The sequence below is a fragment of the Devosia crocina genome, from assembly GCF_900116545.1.
Taxonomy (GTDB): Bacteria; Pseudomonadota; Alphaproteobacteria; order Rhizobiales; family Devosiaceae; genus Devosia; species Devosia crocina.
The window spans coordinates 920,838-936,238 of record NZ_FPCK01000001.1 but is presented as its reverse complement, the minus strand read 5'-3'; the positions used below and the strand labels follow the sequence as shown (position 1 = coordinate 936,238).

16 protein-coding genes are annotated in these 15,401 nt (G+C 62.4%); 7 read left to right on the top strand and 9 right to left on the bottom strand.

Going from position 1 to position 15,401, the window contains the following annotated elements:
• Positions 1–25 precede the first annotated feature (25 nt).
• Positions 26–1,171, bottom strand: a complete 1,146-nt coding sequence (locus tag BM364_RS04335) for a PQQ-dependent sugar dehydrogenase (protein WP_092421344.1) — start codon at positions 1,169–1,171, stop codon at positions 26–28.
• Positions 1,172–1,460: 289 nt separating this feature from the next.
• Between BM364_RS04335 and greA the strand changes: the two genes are divergently transcribed.
• From greA to BM364_RS04305, 5 genes are all read left to right on the top strand, one after another.
• Positions 1,461–1,934 (top strand): transcription elongation factor GreA, encoded by a 474-nt coding sequence (greA, locus tag BM364_RS04330; RefSeq protein WP_092421342.1) that lies wholly within the window; start codon positions 1,461–1,463, stop codon positions 1,932–1,934.
• A gap of 154 nt (positions 1,935–2,088) precedes the next feature.
• Positions 2,089–3,039 (top strand): thioredoxin-disulfide reductase, encoded by a 951-nt coding sequence (trxB, locus tag BM364_RS04325; protein ID WP_092421340.1) that lies wholly within the window; start codon positions 2,089–2,091, stop codon positions 3,037–3,039.
• A 113-nt stretch (positions 3,040–3,152) separates the two neighbouring features.
• Entirely contained in the window at positions 3,153–4,046 is an 894-nt protein-coding gene (locus BM364_RS04320; protein WP_092421338.1) for a LysR family transcriptional regulator, read from the top strand.
• A 21-nt stretch (positions 4,047–4,067) separates the two neighbouring features.
• On the top strand, positions 4,068–4,775 hold the full coding sequence (locus tag BM364_RS04315; protein WP_092421336.1) for an HAD family hydrolase: 708 nt from the start codon (positions 4,068–4,070) through the stop codon (positions 4,773–4,775).
• A 1,259-nt stretch (positions 4,776–6,034) separates the two neighbouring features.
• On the top strand, positions 6,035–7,147 hold the full coding sequence (locus tag BM364_RS04305) for a hypothetical protein (RefSeq protein WP_092421332.1): 1,113 nt from the start codon (positions 6,035–6,037) through the stop codon (positions 7,145–7,147).
• 10 nt (positions 7,148–7,157) lie between these two features.
• Here BM364_RS04305 and BM364_RS04300 read toward each other — a convergent pair whose 3' ends face one another.
• Complete coding sequence (locus BM364_RS04300; protein WP_092423861.1) at positions 7,158–8,360, bottom strand: pyridoxal phosphate-dependent aminotransferase; 1,203 nt, start codon at positions 8,358–8,360, stop codon at positions 7,158–7,160.
• Positions 8,361–8,536: 176 nt separating this feature from the next.
• Here BM364_RS04300 and BM364_RS04295 point away from each other — a divergent pair, with 176 nt between their 5' ends.
• Together BM364_RS04295 and BM364_RS04290 are read left to right on the top strand one after the other, a co-directional pair.
• Positions 8,537–8,836 (top strand): hypothetical protein, encoded by a 300-nt coding sequence (locus tag BM364_RS04295; RefSeq protein WP_092421330.1) that lies wholly within the window; start codon positions 8,537–8,539, stop codon positions 8,834–8,836.
• Positions 8,837–8,968: 132 nt separating this feature from the next.
• Positions 8,969–9,400 (top strand): CBS domain-containing protein, encoded by a 432-nt coding sequence (locus BM364_RS04290; RefSeq protein ID WP_092421328.1) that lies wholly within the window; start codon positions 8,969–8,971, stop codon positions 9,398–9,400.
• A gap of 153 nt (positions 9,401–9,553) precedes the next feature.
• Here BM364_RS04290 and BM364_RS04285 read toward each other — a convergent pair whose 3' ends face one another.
• The 7 genes from BM364_RS04285 to BM364_RS04255 all read right to left on the bottom strand — a co-directional run bounded on the left by BM364_RS04285 (position 9,554) and on the right by BM364_RS04255 (position 15,278).
• Positions 9,554–10,198 (bottom strand): SH3 domain-containing protein, encoded by a 645-nt coding sequence (locus BM364_RS04285; RefSeq protein WP_175528456.1) that lies wholly within the window; start codon positions 10,196–10,198, stop codon positions 9,554–9,556.
• A gap of 106 nt (positions 10,199–10,304) precedes the next feature.
• The gene (locus BM364_RS04280; RefSeq protein WP_092421324.1) at positions 10,305–10,943 is read right to left on the bottom strand and encodes an SH3 domain-containing protein; all 639 of its coding nucleotides are present in this window, start codon (positions 10,941–10,943) and stop codon (positions 10,305–10,307) included.
• Positions 10,944–11,053: 110 nt separating this feature from the next.
• Complete coding sequence (locus BM364_RS04275) at positions 11,054–11,737, bottom strand: beta/gamma crystallin domain-containing protein (protein ID WP_092421322.1); 684 nt, start codon at positions 11,735–11,737, stop codon at positions 11,054–11,056.
• 79 nt (positions 11,738–11,816) lie between these two features.
• Positions 11,817–12,209 carry an acyl-CoA thioesterase gene (locus tag BM364_RS04270; RefSeq protein WP_092421320.1) on the bottom strand — a complete coding sequence of 131 codons (393 nt, stop codon included), beginning with the start codon at positions 12,207–12,209 and terminating at the stop codon, positions 11,817–11,819.
• Positions 12,206–12,802 (bottom strand): thymidine kinase, encoded by a 597-nt coding sequence (locus BM364_RS04265; RefSeq protein WP_092421319.1) that lies wholly within the window; start codon positions 12,800–12,802, stop codon positions 12,206–12,208. Before BM364_RS04265 ends, BM364_RS04270 begins: the two co-directional genes overlap by 4 nt.
• A gap of 110 nt (positions 12,803–12,912) precedes the next feature.
• Complete coding sequence (locus BM364_RS04260) at positions 12,913–13,818, bottom strand: DMT family transporter (RefSeq protein WP_092421318.1); 906 nt, start codon at positions 13,816–13,818, stop codon at positions 12,913–12,915.
• A 236-nt stretch (positions 13,819–14,054) separates the two neighbouring features.
• Positions 14,055–15,278: an aminotransferase class V-fold PLP-dependent enzyme gene (locus tag BM364_RS04255; protein WP_092421317.1), complete on the bottom strand. Its 1,224-nt coding sequence runs from the start codon at positions 15,276–15,278 to the stop codon at positions 14,055–14,057.
• Positions 15,279–15,401: the final 123 nt, after the last annotated feature.

The following is a 15,401-nucleotide window of genomic DNA, read 5'->3' as shown; positions in this document are numbered from 1 at the left end:
GGGAGGCGCGCCTTTTGTTTGCATTTTACTGCCCCTCGGGCGCCACCCGGATCAGCCGCCCATTGCCCGCATCGGTAACCAGATAGATCGCGCCGTCGCTGCCTACCCGCACGTCCCTGATCCGCCCCAACTGACCTTCGAACAGCCGCTCTTCACCCACGACGCTATCCCCCTCCATGTCGAGCCGCACCAGCGCCTGCCCGCTGAGCGCGCCGGTCAGGAGGTCACCCCGCCACTCCGCCAGAAGCTCGCCTTCGTAAAAGACGAGCCCCGATGGCGAAATCGAGGGGTCCCAATAGTGGATAGGCTGCTCCAGCCCCTCCTTTTCCGTCCCTTCCCCAATCGGCAGGCCGGAATAGTCGACGCCATAGGTGATGATCGGCCAGCCAAAATTGTCGCCTGCCTCAGGCATGCTCAATTCGTCTCCACCGCGCGGACCGTGCTCGACCGTAAACAGTGCGCCATCCGAAGGGCGGATCGTGGCGCCCTGCGGATTACGATGCCCGATGCTCCAGAACGCCTCGTGCCATCCCTCGGGCCGCGGATTGTCGGCGGGTATGGTCCCGTCCGGCGCGATGCGCACCACGCCGCCCGCCAGATCCCCCGCATCCTGCGCCCGGTCCATGTCGCCCCGGTCGCCAAGCGTAACAAAGAGATTACCATCCTGGCCAGTGGCGATGCGCGATCCGAAATGGCGCGTCGAGTTGCTGTAGCCGTTCATGCGGAAGATCACTTGCTGATCCTCGAGCCGCCCGGTCTTACCCGAGATCACGAGCTTGGCCGCCATCACGGCAGTTCCCGTGCCGCGCTGCAGGCCAGCCGCCTCCGCTGGTTCGGCATAGGTGAGGTAAATCCTGCCGCTTGTCTCGAAGTCCGGTGCAAGCGCCAGGTCAAGCAAACCGCCCTGCCCCTGCGCCACGACCGCGGGCACACCCTCGATCGCACCGGCAACCACACCGCGCTCGATCAGCAACAGGCGCCCGCTGCGTTCAGTAACAAGAAACCGCCCATCCGGCAGCAGCGCCAGCGCCCAGGGATGGTCGAGCCCTTCCGCCAGCACCGTCGCCGCCACCGGCCCAGCGCTCGTCTCGCTCGTTTGCGCCCCTGCGCTTGCAACCGGCACCATCAGCACGGCCGAAACAAGAGCAAGCGATCGGATCGACAGCGTCATGATAGGACCTCCCTCCGTTTTTCTCTTTGGGCGGGCACCTTTCTGGCCTGCCCCCATCTGCTTTCACACACCGGCTTGACCGCAACGCGTCCTCCGGGCAAGTTGGCTTTCATCTCCCCCAAAACTTATCGTGAAGCGGAGGCCGAACGGCGTTTGGCGGGAGATGTCATGCAGGGTAGCGATCCACGATCGCGCCCACCCACAACCTGATCAAGGCGCGCAGTGGCGGTCCAGTGGATTCGTCAGGGCGCGCCGGATTCATTTGCCATGCCCATTGGAGGCAGACGACATGGACAAGATCCCAATGACAGTTCAGGGGCACAAGGCCCTGACCGCGGAATTCGAGCACCGCACCTCCAACGAACGCCGGCGCATCATCGATGCGATCGCAGAAGCGCGTGCTCATGGGGACCTGTCTGAAAACGCTGAATATTCCGCCGCCAAGGAACAGCAGAGCCTCAATGAAGGCCGCATCAAGGAACTCGAGACCATGCTCGCCCTTGCCGATATCATCGATGTCAGCAAGCTCTCGGGCACTTCGGTCAAGTTCGGCGCCACGGTGACCTATATCGACGAGGACACCGAGGAAGAAAAGACCTACCAGGTCGTGGGCGATCCGGAAGCCGATGCTTCCGCTGGCCGCATCTCCATCTCCTCGCCCATCGCTCGCGCCATGATCGGCAAGTCCGAAGGCGATTCGTTTGAAGTGGCAGCGCCCGGCGGCGCCCGCAGCTACGAAATCCTCAAGGTTCGCTACGTCTGAAGCGTAATTTCTGAGCCTGCCGCGATATACTGTGACTTTCCGGCATTTTGACGGGTCCCATCGGGACCCGTTTTCATGATTGCCTTGAAACAATCCCCCTTCGCCTCTTAAGTAGAGGGCGAGGGAGCAATCCAGCTTGCAAAGAGGCGTCGCGATGCACGCGAAAGTCATCATCATCGGGTCCGGTCCGGCCGGCTATACGGCTGCGATCTATGCCGCGCGCGCCATGCTCGAACCGGTAATGATCCAGGGGCTTCAGCCCGGTGGCCAGCTCACCATCACCACCGATGTCGAAAACTATCCCGGCTTTGCCGACGTCATCCAGGGGCCCTGGCTCATGGATCAGATGAAAGCTCAGGCCGAGCATGTCGGCACGCGCATGGTCAACGACATCATCACCCATGTCGATTTCGACCGCCGCCCCTTCGTGCTCACGGGCGATAGCGGCGACACCTACACCGCCGATAGCCTCATCATCGCCACCGGCGCTCAGGCCAAGTGGCTGGGTCTGCCGTCCGAGCAGAAATTCCAGGGCTTTGGCGTCTCCGCCTGCGCCACATGCGACGGTTTCTTTTACCGCGGCAAGCAGGTACTTGTTGTGGGCGGCGGCAATACGGCGGTGGAAGAAGCCCTCTTCCTCACAAATTTTGCCGAGAAGGTGATCATGGTGCATCGTCGTGGTGAATTCCGCGCCGAGCGCATCCTGCAGGAACGCCTCTTCAAGAACCCCAAGATCGAAGTGCGCTGGCACACCGAGGTCGTCGAGGTCGGCGGCTCTCCCATGCCCCCTTCAGTCAATTCGGTTACGCTCAAGGACAATGCCACCGGCCGCACCTATGAGCAGCCCATTGATGGCGTCTTCGTCGCCATCGGCCATGCGCCCGCCACAGCCGTCTTTGCCGGCAAGCTCGACATGAAACCGGGCGGCTACCTGCAGGTGAAGCCCGGCACGACTGAAACCAATATCCCCGGCGTCTTTGCCGCGGGCGATGTGACCGACGATGTCTATCGTCAGGCCGTCACCGCGGCCGGCATGGGCTGCATGGCAGCGCTCGATGCAGAGCGCTTCCTCGCGGAACACGAACTCGCCGAAGCGGCAGAATAGGCTGCGACAGCATGTCCGGGCAAAAGTGGATCATCGTCACAATGGCTGCTCGAAGCTCGGATAGGTCGAGCCACCTGCTGACTGGCTGACCGTACACAAGAAAGCGTCAAGAAATGCTCGACTGGGACAAGCTCCGTATCTTCCACACCGCTGCAGAGTCGGGCAGCTTCACGCATGCGGCCGAAAAGCTGGGCATGAGCCAGTCGGCCGTCAGCCGTCAGATTTCGGCCCTTGAAGACGACCTGTCCTTGAAACTCTTCATCCGCCACGCCCGTGGCCTCGTCCTCACCGAAGTGGGCGAACAGCTCTTCCGCACCGCCCATCGCATGCATTGGGAGCTGCAGCAGGTCGAAACGCAGATGTCCGAGAGCCAGGACGAGCCGACCGGCCCGCTGATCGTCACGACCACCGTGGGGATCGGCTCCACCTGGCTCAGCTCGCGCCTCGACGAATTTCTCAAGCTCTATCCCCTGATCCAGCTCGAAATCCGTCTCAACGATGCCGAACTCGATCTCGCCATGCGCGAAGCCGACGTCGCCATCCGCCTGCACCGGCCCAACCAGTCCGAAATGATCCAGCGCAAGCTGTTCACGGTCCACAATTACTTCTACGCCAGCAATCGCTATGTCGACGAACATGGCATGCCGCGCTCGGTCGAAGATCTCGACAATCACCGGATCATCAGCTTCGGCGAGCCTGTGCCCTCCTATCTCGGGGACATCAACCACCTCGAGCGTCTCGGCCGCTCTGATTCCAGCCCGCGTCGCGCCGTGCTCAAGGTCAACGCCATCTACGGCATGAAGCAGGCCTGCAGCGCTGGCATAGGCATTGCCATGCTTCCCGCCTATGTCACCGAGGAAACCGACGGGCTCGTGCGCGTGCTGCCCGAGGTCGAATTGCCGGCCTACGAAGCCTACTTCGTTTATCCCCCTGCCCTCAAGAATTCCAAGCGCGTTGGCGTCTTCCGCGATTTTCTGGTGTCCAAGGCCCGCGAGTGGAGCTTCTAGGCTCCGGCAGGAGACCGAAAATTGCCGCGCATCACCACCATCGCCTTCGATGCCGATGACACGCTCTGGCAAAACGAGCAGTTCTTCCGCCTCACCGAGCAGCGCTTTGCCGATCTTCTGCGTGATTACACCGATCGTCCCGATCTCAAAGAGCGCCTGATCGCCGCGGTCACGCGCAATCTCCAGTTCTACGGCTTCGGCATGAAGGGCTTTGCCCTATCCATGGTCGAAACCGCTCTTGAGGTGACGGACCACCGCGTGCCCGGAACCGTCATCGCCGAAATTCTCGCTGCTGGCCGGGAACTGCTCACCTACCCAATCGAGACCCTGCCCTATGTCGATCAGGCGCTCGCTTCGCTGGCCGATCGATTCCGCCTCATCCTGATCACCAAGGGCGACATCTTTGATCAGGAGCGCAAACTCTCCGCCTCCGGCCTCGCCGAATATTTTGCAGCCGTCGAAATCACCGCGGCCAAGGACAAGGCAACCTACGAGCGCATCTTCGCGCGGCACACCGAGGGCGCCGAGAATACGGTGATGATCGGCAACTCCCTCCGCTCCGACATTGTTCCCGCACTCGCTGCTGGGGCATTTGCCATCTATGTGCCCCACGACCTCACCTGGGCGTATGAGCATGCCGAAGAGCCGCTCAACGATCCGCGCTATCGGCGCATCGCCCATCTCGGCGAACTCGACGCCGCGATCGGCCACTTGCTCGGCACCCGTTGAAGATTGCGTAATGCAGCGGCAGGGCTCCTCGTAAGCAGAGGAAAATCTCACCATGCGTCAGTCCGCCACACGTGACGCTATGTACGTTGTTTCCGCTACAGAATTTCCCCTCGCATGCACAAACCGCATATCTGACATGTCAGCAACCTGGTTGGCGAATGGGCACCGAGCCCATATATCGAGCACATCACAGCGCGGATGTTTCTCCTCCTCCCTTGCATCGCGCTGCGTTCCCTCCTAGCGGGCTCTGCCCGCACCCTCCTAAGGCTTCGCTCTCCCCTCGGGCGAAGCCTTTCTTTTTGCCCTCCTCCCAGAATACCGCGCAACCTTCCTCATGGAGCAGCGTTGCGTCTGAAACCGTGCACCCACGCTCGGCTATGCAAAAATGCATGGCTGACATGTCAGTCTCGGCATTGCCTACTGAACCGGTAGAGTTCATATAGGTCGTGTCGCTGAGACGCGCTCCGAACTCCTCCTCCCTCGGACCCCGTATCGCGACATCGAGCTGCGGATCTTCCTCCTCCCTGATCCAAAGCTCACGGCAGATGGCATTTCCTCCTCCCTTGCCTCTGCCCCACTTTCGATTTGGCTTCGGCCCAGTCATCAGGCTCCAACCTCGGTTGGAGCCTCTTTTTTTGCCCAAAGCATCATCAATCCCAACTCCCATACAAGTTGCCCAATTTTTGGACACATTGTCGCTGTGCCTAATGCATAGCTGACATGTCACATCGTGCATTGCTGACCAGAAGGTCAAAATCTATATTCGGTCTTGTCGATGCGACGCCGCTCCTTTTCCTCCTCCCTAGGACCCGCGACGCTCGGCACCGGACAGCAACCGAATCCTCCTCCCTCGGTTGATGTCCACCCGCTCGGCGCAAATCCTCCTCCCTTGTGCCCGGGCAAAACTTTGGATTTGGCTTCGGCCCTATCATCAGGCTCCAACTTCGGTTGGAGCCTCTTTTTTTTGCGCTCCATTTCTGCATGGCTGCTCTTCCCATTCGGCGTTTGTGCCGATTCGAGAGCAGGCAGATAGTGGTGGCGAAGGCGGCAATCGTGGTGGCCGCCCCTCCAAGGTCAGCGGCCTTGCCGACGACCCCTGGCCTCGCCCATCCCCTCGGGCGAGGCCTCTTTGTTCCCGGTCTGGATTTGCCGGGCAAGACTTGCCCACTGCCCTTTCCCTGCGCCTACCGCCCCTTGATTCCACGACGAAATTTTGCGGCACGCCCCTTGCATCCTCATGCGGAGCAAGGAGCTCTGCCATGGTTGCTGTCACCAACACCTACTATTCCGCCTATCGGACCGGCAGCGCCGCAAGCATGGCCAGGACTTCTGCCGCATCTTCGAACGCGACCCACAGCACCGCTGAAACCAGCGCCACATCGGTCACGCTCTCCGAAGAAGCCAAGGCCGCCCTGAGCGAGAAGTCTTTTGCCGGCGTTCTGGCCGAGGCGCGCAGCAAACTCACCGGCCTTCTCAAAGCCGCCGGTCGCACCACCCCGCTCGAGAAGGGTCAACTGGCCCTCGATCTCTCGACCATCGATGCGCGCGAGATCTACGCTATCGCCAGTGATTCAAGCTTTTCGGCCGACGAGCGCGAGGCGGCGGAACTCGAAATGCAGCGCCGCCTCGAGGCCGCCCTTTCCGGCCCCCATGCCATCGCCAAGGTCACCGGCGATTTCACCAGCCTCTACACGGCCGCCGCGTCCTTCCTCGACAGCCTGGGCCCCGAAGAAAAGGCCAGCGCAGATTGGCAAGCTTCGCGCAGCGCCGTTGCCGACGGCCTCAAGCAACTGGAGAAAGCGCCGGGTAAACTCCCGCAAGCCGGCGAAGACGATCCCGTGGCTCTTTATATCCAGCTCGTCGACATGCGCGGCGCGCTCGACCAGAGCCTTGATACGCTTGCTGCCAATGCCCGCACAGCGCTCGATCAGCGCTACGCAGCCATCACGGCAAATGGCCGCATTCCCTCGTTCAAGCCCGGCGCTTCGCCCGCCAACGCGGTCGATCTCTCCGGACTGTCGAGCCGCACCCTTTCGGCCATCGTGCTCAACGAGGGCGATCAGTTCTCGACCCAGGAAATCCAGGCCGCCAAGGCGAACCTGCGCACCAAGTCGAGCGCTGCCCTGATGGCGGGCCTCAAGTCTGCTAGTCAGTCAGGCGATCCCACCGCCTTCAGCCAGAACGTGATCGCAGCCTTTTCCTCGCTCAGCCCCGAAGAGCGCCTCGCGGCCGGCTGGTCGGACAAGCTCTACGAAGCGGCCGTCGCCAATTACGCGACCTCGAACAAGCTCTTATCCATGCTCGATCAGTTGGGCGGCTCAGGCACCGGCAAGACCGGAACGGGTCTTGCCGGCCTGCTCGGCAATTGGTGACACAGCGCCCTCAGGCGATGCCAGCGCAGAACTGCTGGATACGCTTGACGGCCTCGGTGAGTTCCGCCTCGCTCGCCGCATAGCTGAGCCGGAAGTGGCCGGCGAGCCCGAAGGCCGTCCCATGCACGAGCGCCACGCCAGTCTCCTCGAGCAGCCCGAGAACGAAGTCTTCGTCTGTCGCGAGCACCCTGCCCCCAGCGCTCTTTTTCCCCAGCAACCTCTGGCACGATGGGAAAACATAGAACGCCCCCTCGGGCGTGAGGCAGTCGAGACCGGTATTGGCATTCAGCCCAGCCACCACCATGTCGCGCCGGTTCTGGAACACCTGACGCCATTCGCCAAGGAAATCCTGGGGTCCCTCCAGCGCAGCCACGGCTGCCCATTGCGAGATGGAGGAGGGATTGGTGGTCGATTGGCTTTGCAGCTTGGTCATGGCGGCTAGGAGCGGCCGCGGACCCGTACAATAGCCGATGCGCCAGCCGGTCATCGCATGAGACTTCGAAACGCCGTTCATGGTCAGCGTGCGCTCCTGCAGCGCCGGCTCCACCTGCGCCAGCGTGGCAAAGCGCCGGTCGTCATAGACCAGCACTTCATAGATGTCGTCGGTCAGCACATGAACATGCGGGTGCTGCATCAGCACCGCGGCGAGCGCCTTGAGCTCGTCTTCGCTGTAAGCCGCGCCGGTGGGATTGGATGGCGTATTGAGGATCAGCCACTTGGTACGCGGACTGATCGCGGCCTCGAGCACGTCCGGCGCCAGCTTGAACCCGGTCGCCGCATCGGCGCGGGCAAAAACCGGTTCGGCCCCGCAGAGCCGCACGATTTCGGGATAGCTCACCCAATAGGGAACGGGGATCACGACCTCGTCGCCCGGATTGAGCGTCGCCATCAAGGCATTGAAAATGATCTGCTTGCCGCCCGAGGAGACGAAGCAATCGGCCGCCGAAACGTCGAGCCCATTGTCCCGCTTGAACTTTCGGGCAACGGTCTCCTTGAGCTCGGCAATGCCGTCGACATTGGTATAGCGCGTCTTGCCTTGGTCCATGGCTGCCTTGGCGGCGTCCCGCACATGCACGGGAGTGTCGAAATCGGGCTCGCCGGCTGAAAGGGCGATGATGTCGCGGCCCTCCTGCGCCAATACGCGCGCCTTTTGGCTGATTGCTACCGTGGCCGATGGTGCCACGCGCCCAAGTGCATCCGAAAGAAAGGCCATTTCTGTCTCCAAATTCGCGTGCATCATTAGGCAACGGCGGGCAAAGCGGCAACTGCTCCGTTTTCCGCGCCACACTTCCGCCGGCAAAAGATCAGCCCGGCTCCCTATTGGGTCACAGAGGAACCTCATTTGAGTGGTTCATTGGCCCCGAGTTAATCGAACACGACGCTGGTCCCATGCAAGATACCCCGTCTCCCAAGCCCCGGAACTTGAGCCGCAAGGCTGCCATTGCCACCGGCCTTGCCGCCGTACTTGGCGGCGGTGTCGCGGCAGTCACCGGCGCCGTTCCGGCGGCCGCCGCAGATCTCGCGCAGCAGCCCGATACGCAGATCGCGGTCTTCATGGTCCCGGTAACGCTCCTCATGGCCGTCATGATGTTTGAAGTCGGCCGTTTTGCCTGGCGCAACCGCATTCCGGACATGACGCCGCAACGCCGGCGTCCAACCAATTGGTCAAGCGGCAAGTCTGCTCGCTGACCGATCGGCCAGCGCCCTGCCCAGGCGCTGCAGCTTTCCTCCAAAGTCCTCCTGGCCAGCCGCAAGGCTGGCCATTTTTCTTGCCTGGTTGGCTAGAGAGGCGCAAACTCTCTCCGCAAGGAGGACCAGGCCATGAATGTCGATACCATCCTGCAGACCAAGGGTACGGCCGTTTACACGCTCGGCGAGAGCCACACGCTGGCAGACGCTGTCGCCCTGCTCAACACTCACAACGTCGGTGCCGTGGTTGTCGTCAGTTCGTCTGGCACCGTGCTCGGCATCGTGTCCGAGCGCGACATCGTCCGCCAGCTTGGCAAAGCTTCGCCGGGAACGGCGCTGACTATCCCTCTCGGCACGGTCATGACCCGGGACATCATCGTGGCCAGGCGAACAACGTCCATAGCCGAGGTGATGGAGGGCATGACCCGCAGCCGCATCCGGCACATGCCTGTGGTCGAGAGCGACCGTCTGGCGGGCATCATTTCCATCGGCGACGTGGTCAAGCTCAAGATCGAGGAAGTCGAGCACGAAGCCGAGGCGATGCGGGAATATATCGCTAGCTGACCCTTGTCTCTAGGCACCATTCGCTGTGGGGTGCACGCGTTGTCACGCCCACCATGCGTCCCTCGGGCTAGACCCGGTGGTTTGATCCGGAGCTACATCGCCTCGTCAGGACTACCCGTGGCCGCGGCTCCTGCCCCGTGGCCGGTGTGCTGACTACTGCTCGTCGCCGTCGCCACCGCGCTCCGACGAGATCGGGCTGGACGTATCGAGCGGCCGCGTCGTGCCGCCACCATAGACGCGGAACGAGGAAAGATTGCTCGCAAGAAACTGATTGAGCACCGGCTGGCTCTCGACGATCCGCTCGCAATAAGATTGGAAGCTGCGGTCCCGGCAGGCTGCGGCATTGACCGAACCGATCACCTCGACCGAGCGGAAGCGATTGTCATAGCCGTAAAGGGCGAGATCGTTGAACACCTGCCCCGGCTTGCCGCAGAGTGAAGCGCCGCTATAGCTGGTGCCTTCATAAAAGCACACGAGCCCTGGCCCGGCATCGGGATGGTCCGGTGCAATCACGAAAAGCGGGCTATGCGGATTCAGTCCGAAGCTGACGAGTTCGCGGCTCGTCCAGCCACGCTGGCCTTCCCCATCGACGACGCACCAGTTCACCTGGCAGCGCACGATGCGGATCGCGACTTCTCCGGGGATCGCCCCCGTCACGTCATAGGCGGCACCCGGACCGCTGCGCAGCGTCAGCTCCGCGCGGCTCCAGCCGTGCGATCCGGTGGTCTCGGCTAAAGCGGGCGAGAGCGCCGAAACGGCGAGAGCTGCGGCAAGGGCGATAGTCTGAAAAAGCTTCATGAAAAAAAGTCCGCTGGCGAAGACGCGAGCGGACCTTACCTTGTTGCTTGCTCCCGGCCAAGAGCCGGCAGGCCGGCGCCGCGCTTTTAGGCGGCGCCAGATGCAATTAGCGCACACGAATCGAGATGATGTAGTCGTCGAAATCGCCGAGCTGGGCAGCGCTGGTCGTGTAGGTGCGGCAGTTGCGGAAGCGCGATTCCGAACAGACCTGCACCGAATAGCCGCCATCGTTCTGGAGCGACGAGATCCGGTCGCCCCACTGGCCGAGATCGGGAATGCTCTCGCCGGGCGACATGCAGAAGCTCGCACCGCGATAGCGGCTGCCGTCATAAAAGCACACATCCTGCACCGGCACGGGAGCCACGACGGGCGGACGCGGCGAGCCGACACCGATATTCACGTTCGGACCACCCGGTCCGACCGAGAAGCCGAACGACAGGCCAGGCTGGCTCGGATTGACCGGACCACCGCTGGCGCTGAGATAATTGGCCGAAACCCAGCCATCCGGACCCGGCTTGCTGATATAGCACCAGGAGCCCTGGCACTGCTGCACGTCGACCTGCTGGCCGCGGCGCGCTGTGTCGACTACGGCAAAATTCGTGCCCGGACCCGAGCGCACATTCACATTGCTGGTGACGGTTCCGGGCGCTGCCTGTGCAGCGGGCAGGAACACCACTGCGGCCATCGCCGCGACGGCGACACCGGTAGCGAGATTGAGCACATTCTTGCGCGTGTGACGATTCATTGATTGACCCTCCAGGCTCCGGCTGCGACGCAATCGTCCGAAGCGAATGATTATGTTGGAAAAACGAGCACGATACCGTTGGGTTCCGGGCTCATCCACTTTCCAAGGCTTCAATAGTAAACTTCGACCGAAGAGACGCGACGCTCCACTCCGCTCGGCAGGCGCCCGGTGTCAGACCGAACCGTCACGCAGTTGCCGTAGAAATTGTTGTCGCTGCACAGGTCGACAGAAGCTCCGCCATAGACCTCAACGGAGCGGATGCGATCGTTCCAGTCGCGCGGCAGTCGCGCATATTGCTGCCCTTCTTCAAGGCAGAAGCTCGCGCCCCGGAAATTGCGCTCGGTAAAGAAACACGCACCCGCTTCCTCGTAGACCGGCTGCGGCCGGGGCGGCTGCGGCTGCGGACGTGGCGGCGGCACGGGATTGCCGAAGTTGAAGTCGAACGACCAGTTCGGGCCATTATTGCCGCCGGGAAATGGCTGCGGCGCCGGCGGACGCGGCGCGCGCGGCGGCGCAGGCTCGATACCGGCATCCGAAAAGGTTACAAACCGCGACTCCATCCAGCCGGCGAAGCTGTTCCGGCGATCGGTCCCCGTCACCTGGCACCAGCCTCGCGGATCGCAGTTCGCATCGAGTTTGGCACCCTGGGGCGCATAGCCGATCACCGGGCTGTCATAGGACGGCCCCTGCCGCACATCTGCTCCCGAATTGGCGAAAGCGGGCGCAGCGGAAGCCGACGAGACACCCGCAAGAAGTCCGATAGCCAACGCGGCACTAGCTGCGACGAGTTTCATGAAACGTCCCTCCGGACACGATACTGATGTAGGTAAACCATTGTCACCTCTCCGCTGAACGCAGGCTGAACGGCTCGGTTCAGCTTCTGGCGATCACCCGCTTCTGCCCGTTCTCGTCGAGCGAGACATAAACAAAGCGGCCCTCGGTCACCTTCTGCCGGTCATCGAGCCGATCGCGCCGTACCCAGGTCTCTAAACCGATAGTGATCGAGGTTGTCCCCACCCGTTCGATGACTGTGTAGACGCAGAGCACGTCCCCCACCTTGACCGGCGCGATAAAGGTCATTGCCTCGACGGCAACGGTCACGACCCGGCCCTTGACCTCTTCCACCGCCGCTATGGCCCCGGCGATGTCCATCTGGCTCATCACCCAGCCCCCGAAGATGTCGCCGGCCGGATTGGTGTCCGCTGGCATCGCCAGCGTGCGGATGGTCAATTGCCCCCGCGGTTCCCCAGGTGTCGTCTGCATCATTCTGGTCCCTTGACTGGCCAGCGGCCCACTTCTTCTTCCCAGTGCTTGCGGCAAAGCGAGAGGTAGACCGATTTTTCGATCGCGACCTGGTCGCCATCGGTCAGCACGCGCCCATCCATGCCCTGGCGCACCACCATGGTCGCCTTGGCTCCGCAGGTGCAGATCGTGCGAATCTCGCGCAGCGAGTCCGCAATCGCCAGCAGTTCCATGGAGCCGGGAAAGAGCTTGCCCTGGAAATCGGTGCGCAGCCCATAGCACATCATGGGAATATTGAGCCGATCGGCCACGCGCGCCAGCTGCCACACCTGCTCGCGCGTCAAGAACTGCGCTTCGTCCACGAAGACGCAATCGACCTTGGACTCCTCGTGGAAATCCCGGATTGACTGGTAGAGATCATCGCCCGGCGCATAGAGCTCGGCCGCTTCGCTGATGCCGATGCGCGAGGAAATCACCCCCACCCCACCTTCGGCATAAAGCGCCGAAGTATAGAGCAGCGGCCGCATGCCCCGTTCGCGATAATTATACGCGGCCTGCAGCAGCAGGGTCGATTTGCCGGCATTCATTGCCGCGTATGAAAAATAGAGTTTCGCCATGGTCCGCCCCGGAAGCGCCCATTCCTTGTGACCCAGACTGATCGGAGCAGCGAGCCTATTTTCCGCAGGTCCACAAAAAAGGCCGCTCGACATGTGCCGCGCGCCGGAGCCTAGTTCGTCGCCTTCATCTCGGCCGGTCGCCGCCGCGCCAGCAGGGCGGGAACCGCTTCCACCATCAGGATGGCGAGGAACAGCAATGTGGCGCCCGCATAGCCCACCGCGGGCAGGCGATCGCCCAAAAACAGCGCGCCACCCAGAGCGGCAAACAGGCTCTCTGCCGAAAGGATGATCGCGGCATTGGCCGAGGGCACATATTGCTGGCCGATGGCTTGCAGCGTGAAGCCCACGGCCGTCGACAGCACGGCGGCATAGGCCAGCTGCATCCACGCCCCCGAAATCTGCGCCATGGTCGGGGCCTCGAGCGGCACCGCAATGGCGGTGGCCAACGTTCCCGCCACAAGAAAGCTGATCGCCGAAACAAAGATCGGCAGCCCCGTTATCCGCGCCAGATGCCCCAACGTCAGCACATGCATGGCCCAGAAGACGGCACTGATGACGACGAGCCAGTCCCCGCCATTGAAGCTGTCTATGCCCCCGCCATTGAGGAAGTAGATGCCGATCAGCGCCAGCGGCACGCCCACATAGACCACCGGGTGGGGGCGGCTGCGAAACACGAAAAAGCCGATCACCGGCACAAAGAAAACGTAGAGCCCCGTCAGGAACCCCGCATTGGTCGCGGTTGTCGTTGCCAGCCCCGCCTGCTGCAGCCATGAACCGAAAAAGAACGCGAGGCAGAGAACCCCGACAAGTCCCCATTGCGCCGGGCTCAGAACCGTCCGTCGCCGCCGCCATTCCCAGATCGCCAGCGGCAATACCAGCAGTCCGCCGATGATGTAGCGCACCCCGGCAAAACTCAGCGGCCCCATCGACCCCATGGCCGATTTCTGCGCCACAAAGGCGAACCCCCAGAACATGGTACAAAACAACAGCAACAGGGCCGCCACGGGACGCGACATATCATTTCACTCGTTTGGTGCGCTCGCCTGCGGAGCGCTTGAAGCAAGACAGCAGAATGCTCAGCCAGACACCATCAACAGAGAGCCCCTATCCTCCCCCTTTCAGGGGAAGACCAGATGGGGGTCCGTCCACCACCCTCAGCGGGCACAGCCCTGCGGGCTGAGAGGCCCACTCCGATCAAGCGCAGGGAACGCCTGGCGCCCGACCAAATGCGCGGCGCCACCGGACTCATTCTCTAAAGCACCCGATCCAAAGCCTTGATCAGACTCTCGATTTCTTCCGGGCTCGTGTAATGGACGAAGCTCAGGCGCAAGACGCCGTGCTGCGGGTCGATGCCGAGCGCCTCCATCAGACGCCACGCGTAGAAATTGCCCCCCGCAGCCATGATCCCGTGCTCGGCAAGCCGCCGCGCAACCGCCGCACCCGGCTCTGCATGATGCAGGGCGATGGTCGGCGTCCGAAGGTCCGGATCGGCCGGCCCGATCAGCTTCATGTCATTCCGCTCGGCGAGATAGGCGAGCAGCGGCCGCGACAGCGCTACCTCCTGCGCGCGCATGGCAGCATGCGCCCGGCGGAACGGATCCGTCTTGCCGGAACCGGCTATTTCGGCCACCTGTTCCAGATAGTCGGCGATACCGGCGCAAGCGGCGATCTGCGCGTGGTCTGGTCCGGCTGGCGTCAGCCGGTAGCGCGGCTTGCCGTCGTTGAAAAAGTGCCCCTGATTAGGCAGTTGCGCAGCCAGTTCCGGCCGCACCGCCATGACGCCCTGATGTGGCCCATAGGTCTTATAGGCCGAGAACAGGTAGATATCGGCCCCGAGTGCCGCAAGATCGGGCAGACCATGGGGCGCATAGCTGACCCCATCCATTGCCAGAACGGCACCGAGCCCGTGAACCCGTTCGGCGACTTCTGCCACCGGATTGATTTCTCCCACTACGTTGGAGCAATGCGGCATTGCGACGAGCCGCACTTTCTCGTCCAGCACCGCATCCAGTGCAGCAAGCGCCAGGCGCCCGGTCTGGCGATCGACGCCCCATTCGCGCACCTCGATTCCCCGCTCCGCCAGCCGCCGCCAGGCGCCAGAATTTGCTTCGTGATCCTGATTGGTCACCACGATGGCGTCGCCCGGCTTCAACCAGCCCCCAAACGCATTGCCCAGCACATAGCTATTGGCCGAACTGGACGGCCCAAAGTGGATCCAGTCCGCGCTGACATTGAAAGCCTGGGCGATCCGCTCATAGGCCAGGTTCATCGCCTCGCCCGCCTCGATCGAAGCGGGATAAACGCCATAGGGCTGCACTTTGGTCTGCCGATAGTAGCGATCGAGCCGGTCGAGCACCGCCTGCGCCGTATAGGAGCCGCCGGCATTCTCGAAAAATGCCTGTCCTTGCAAGCTCGGCTCTTCGAAAGCAGGAAAAAGTGCGCGAATGCGCTGCGGGTCGAGTGGCAGTGTGGTCATGACCGGGTCCAGCAGAAACTCACCCGAGTGGTAGTGGAGCGCACCACAAAAGCAAGCCCTCTCCAAGCCTGCGTTACCGCCCGAGCTTGTGATGCACCCTTTGCCCCGACGCGCCGTTGCTTC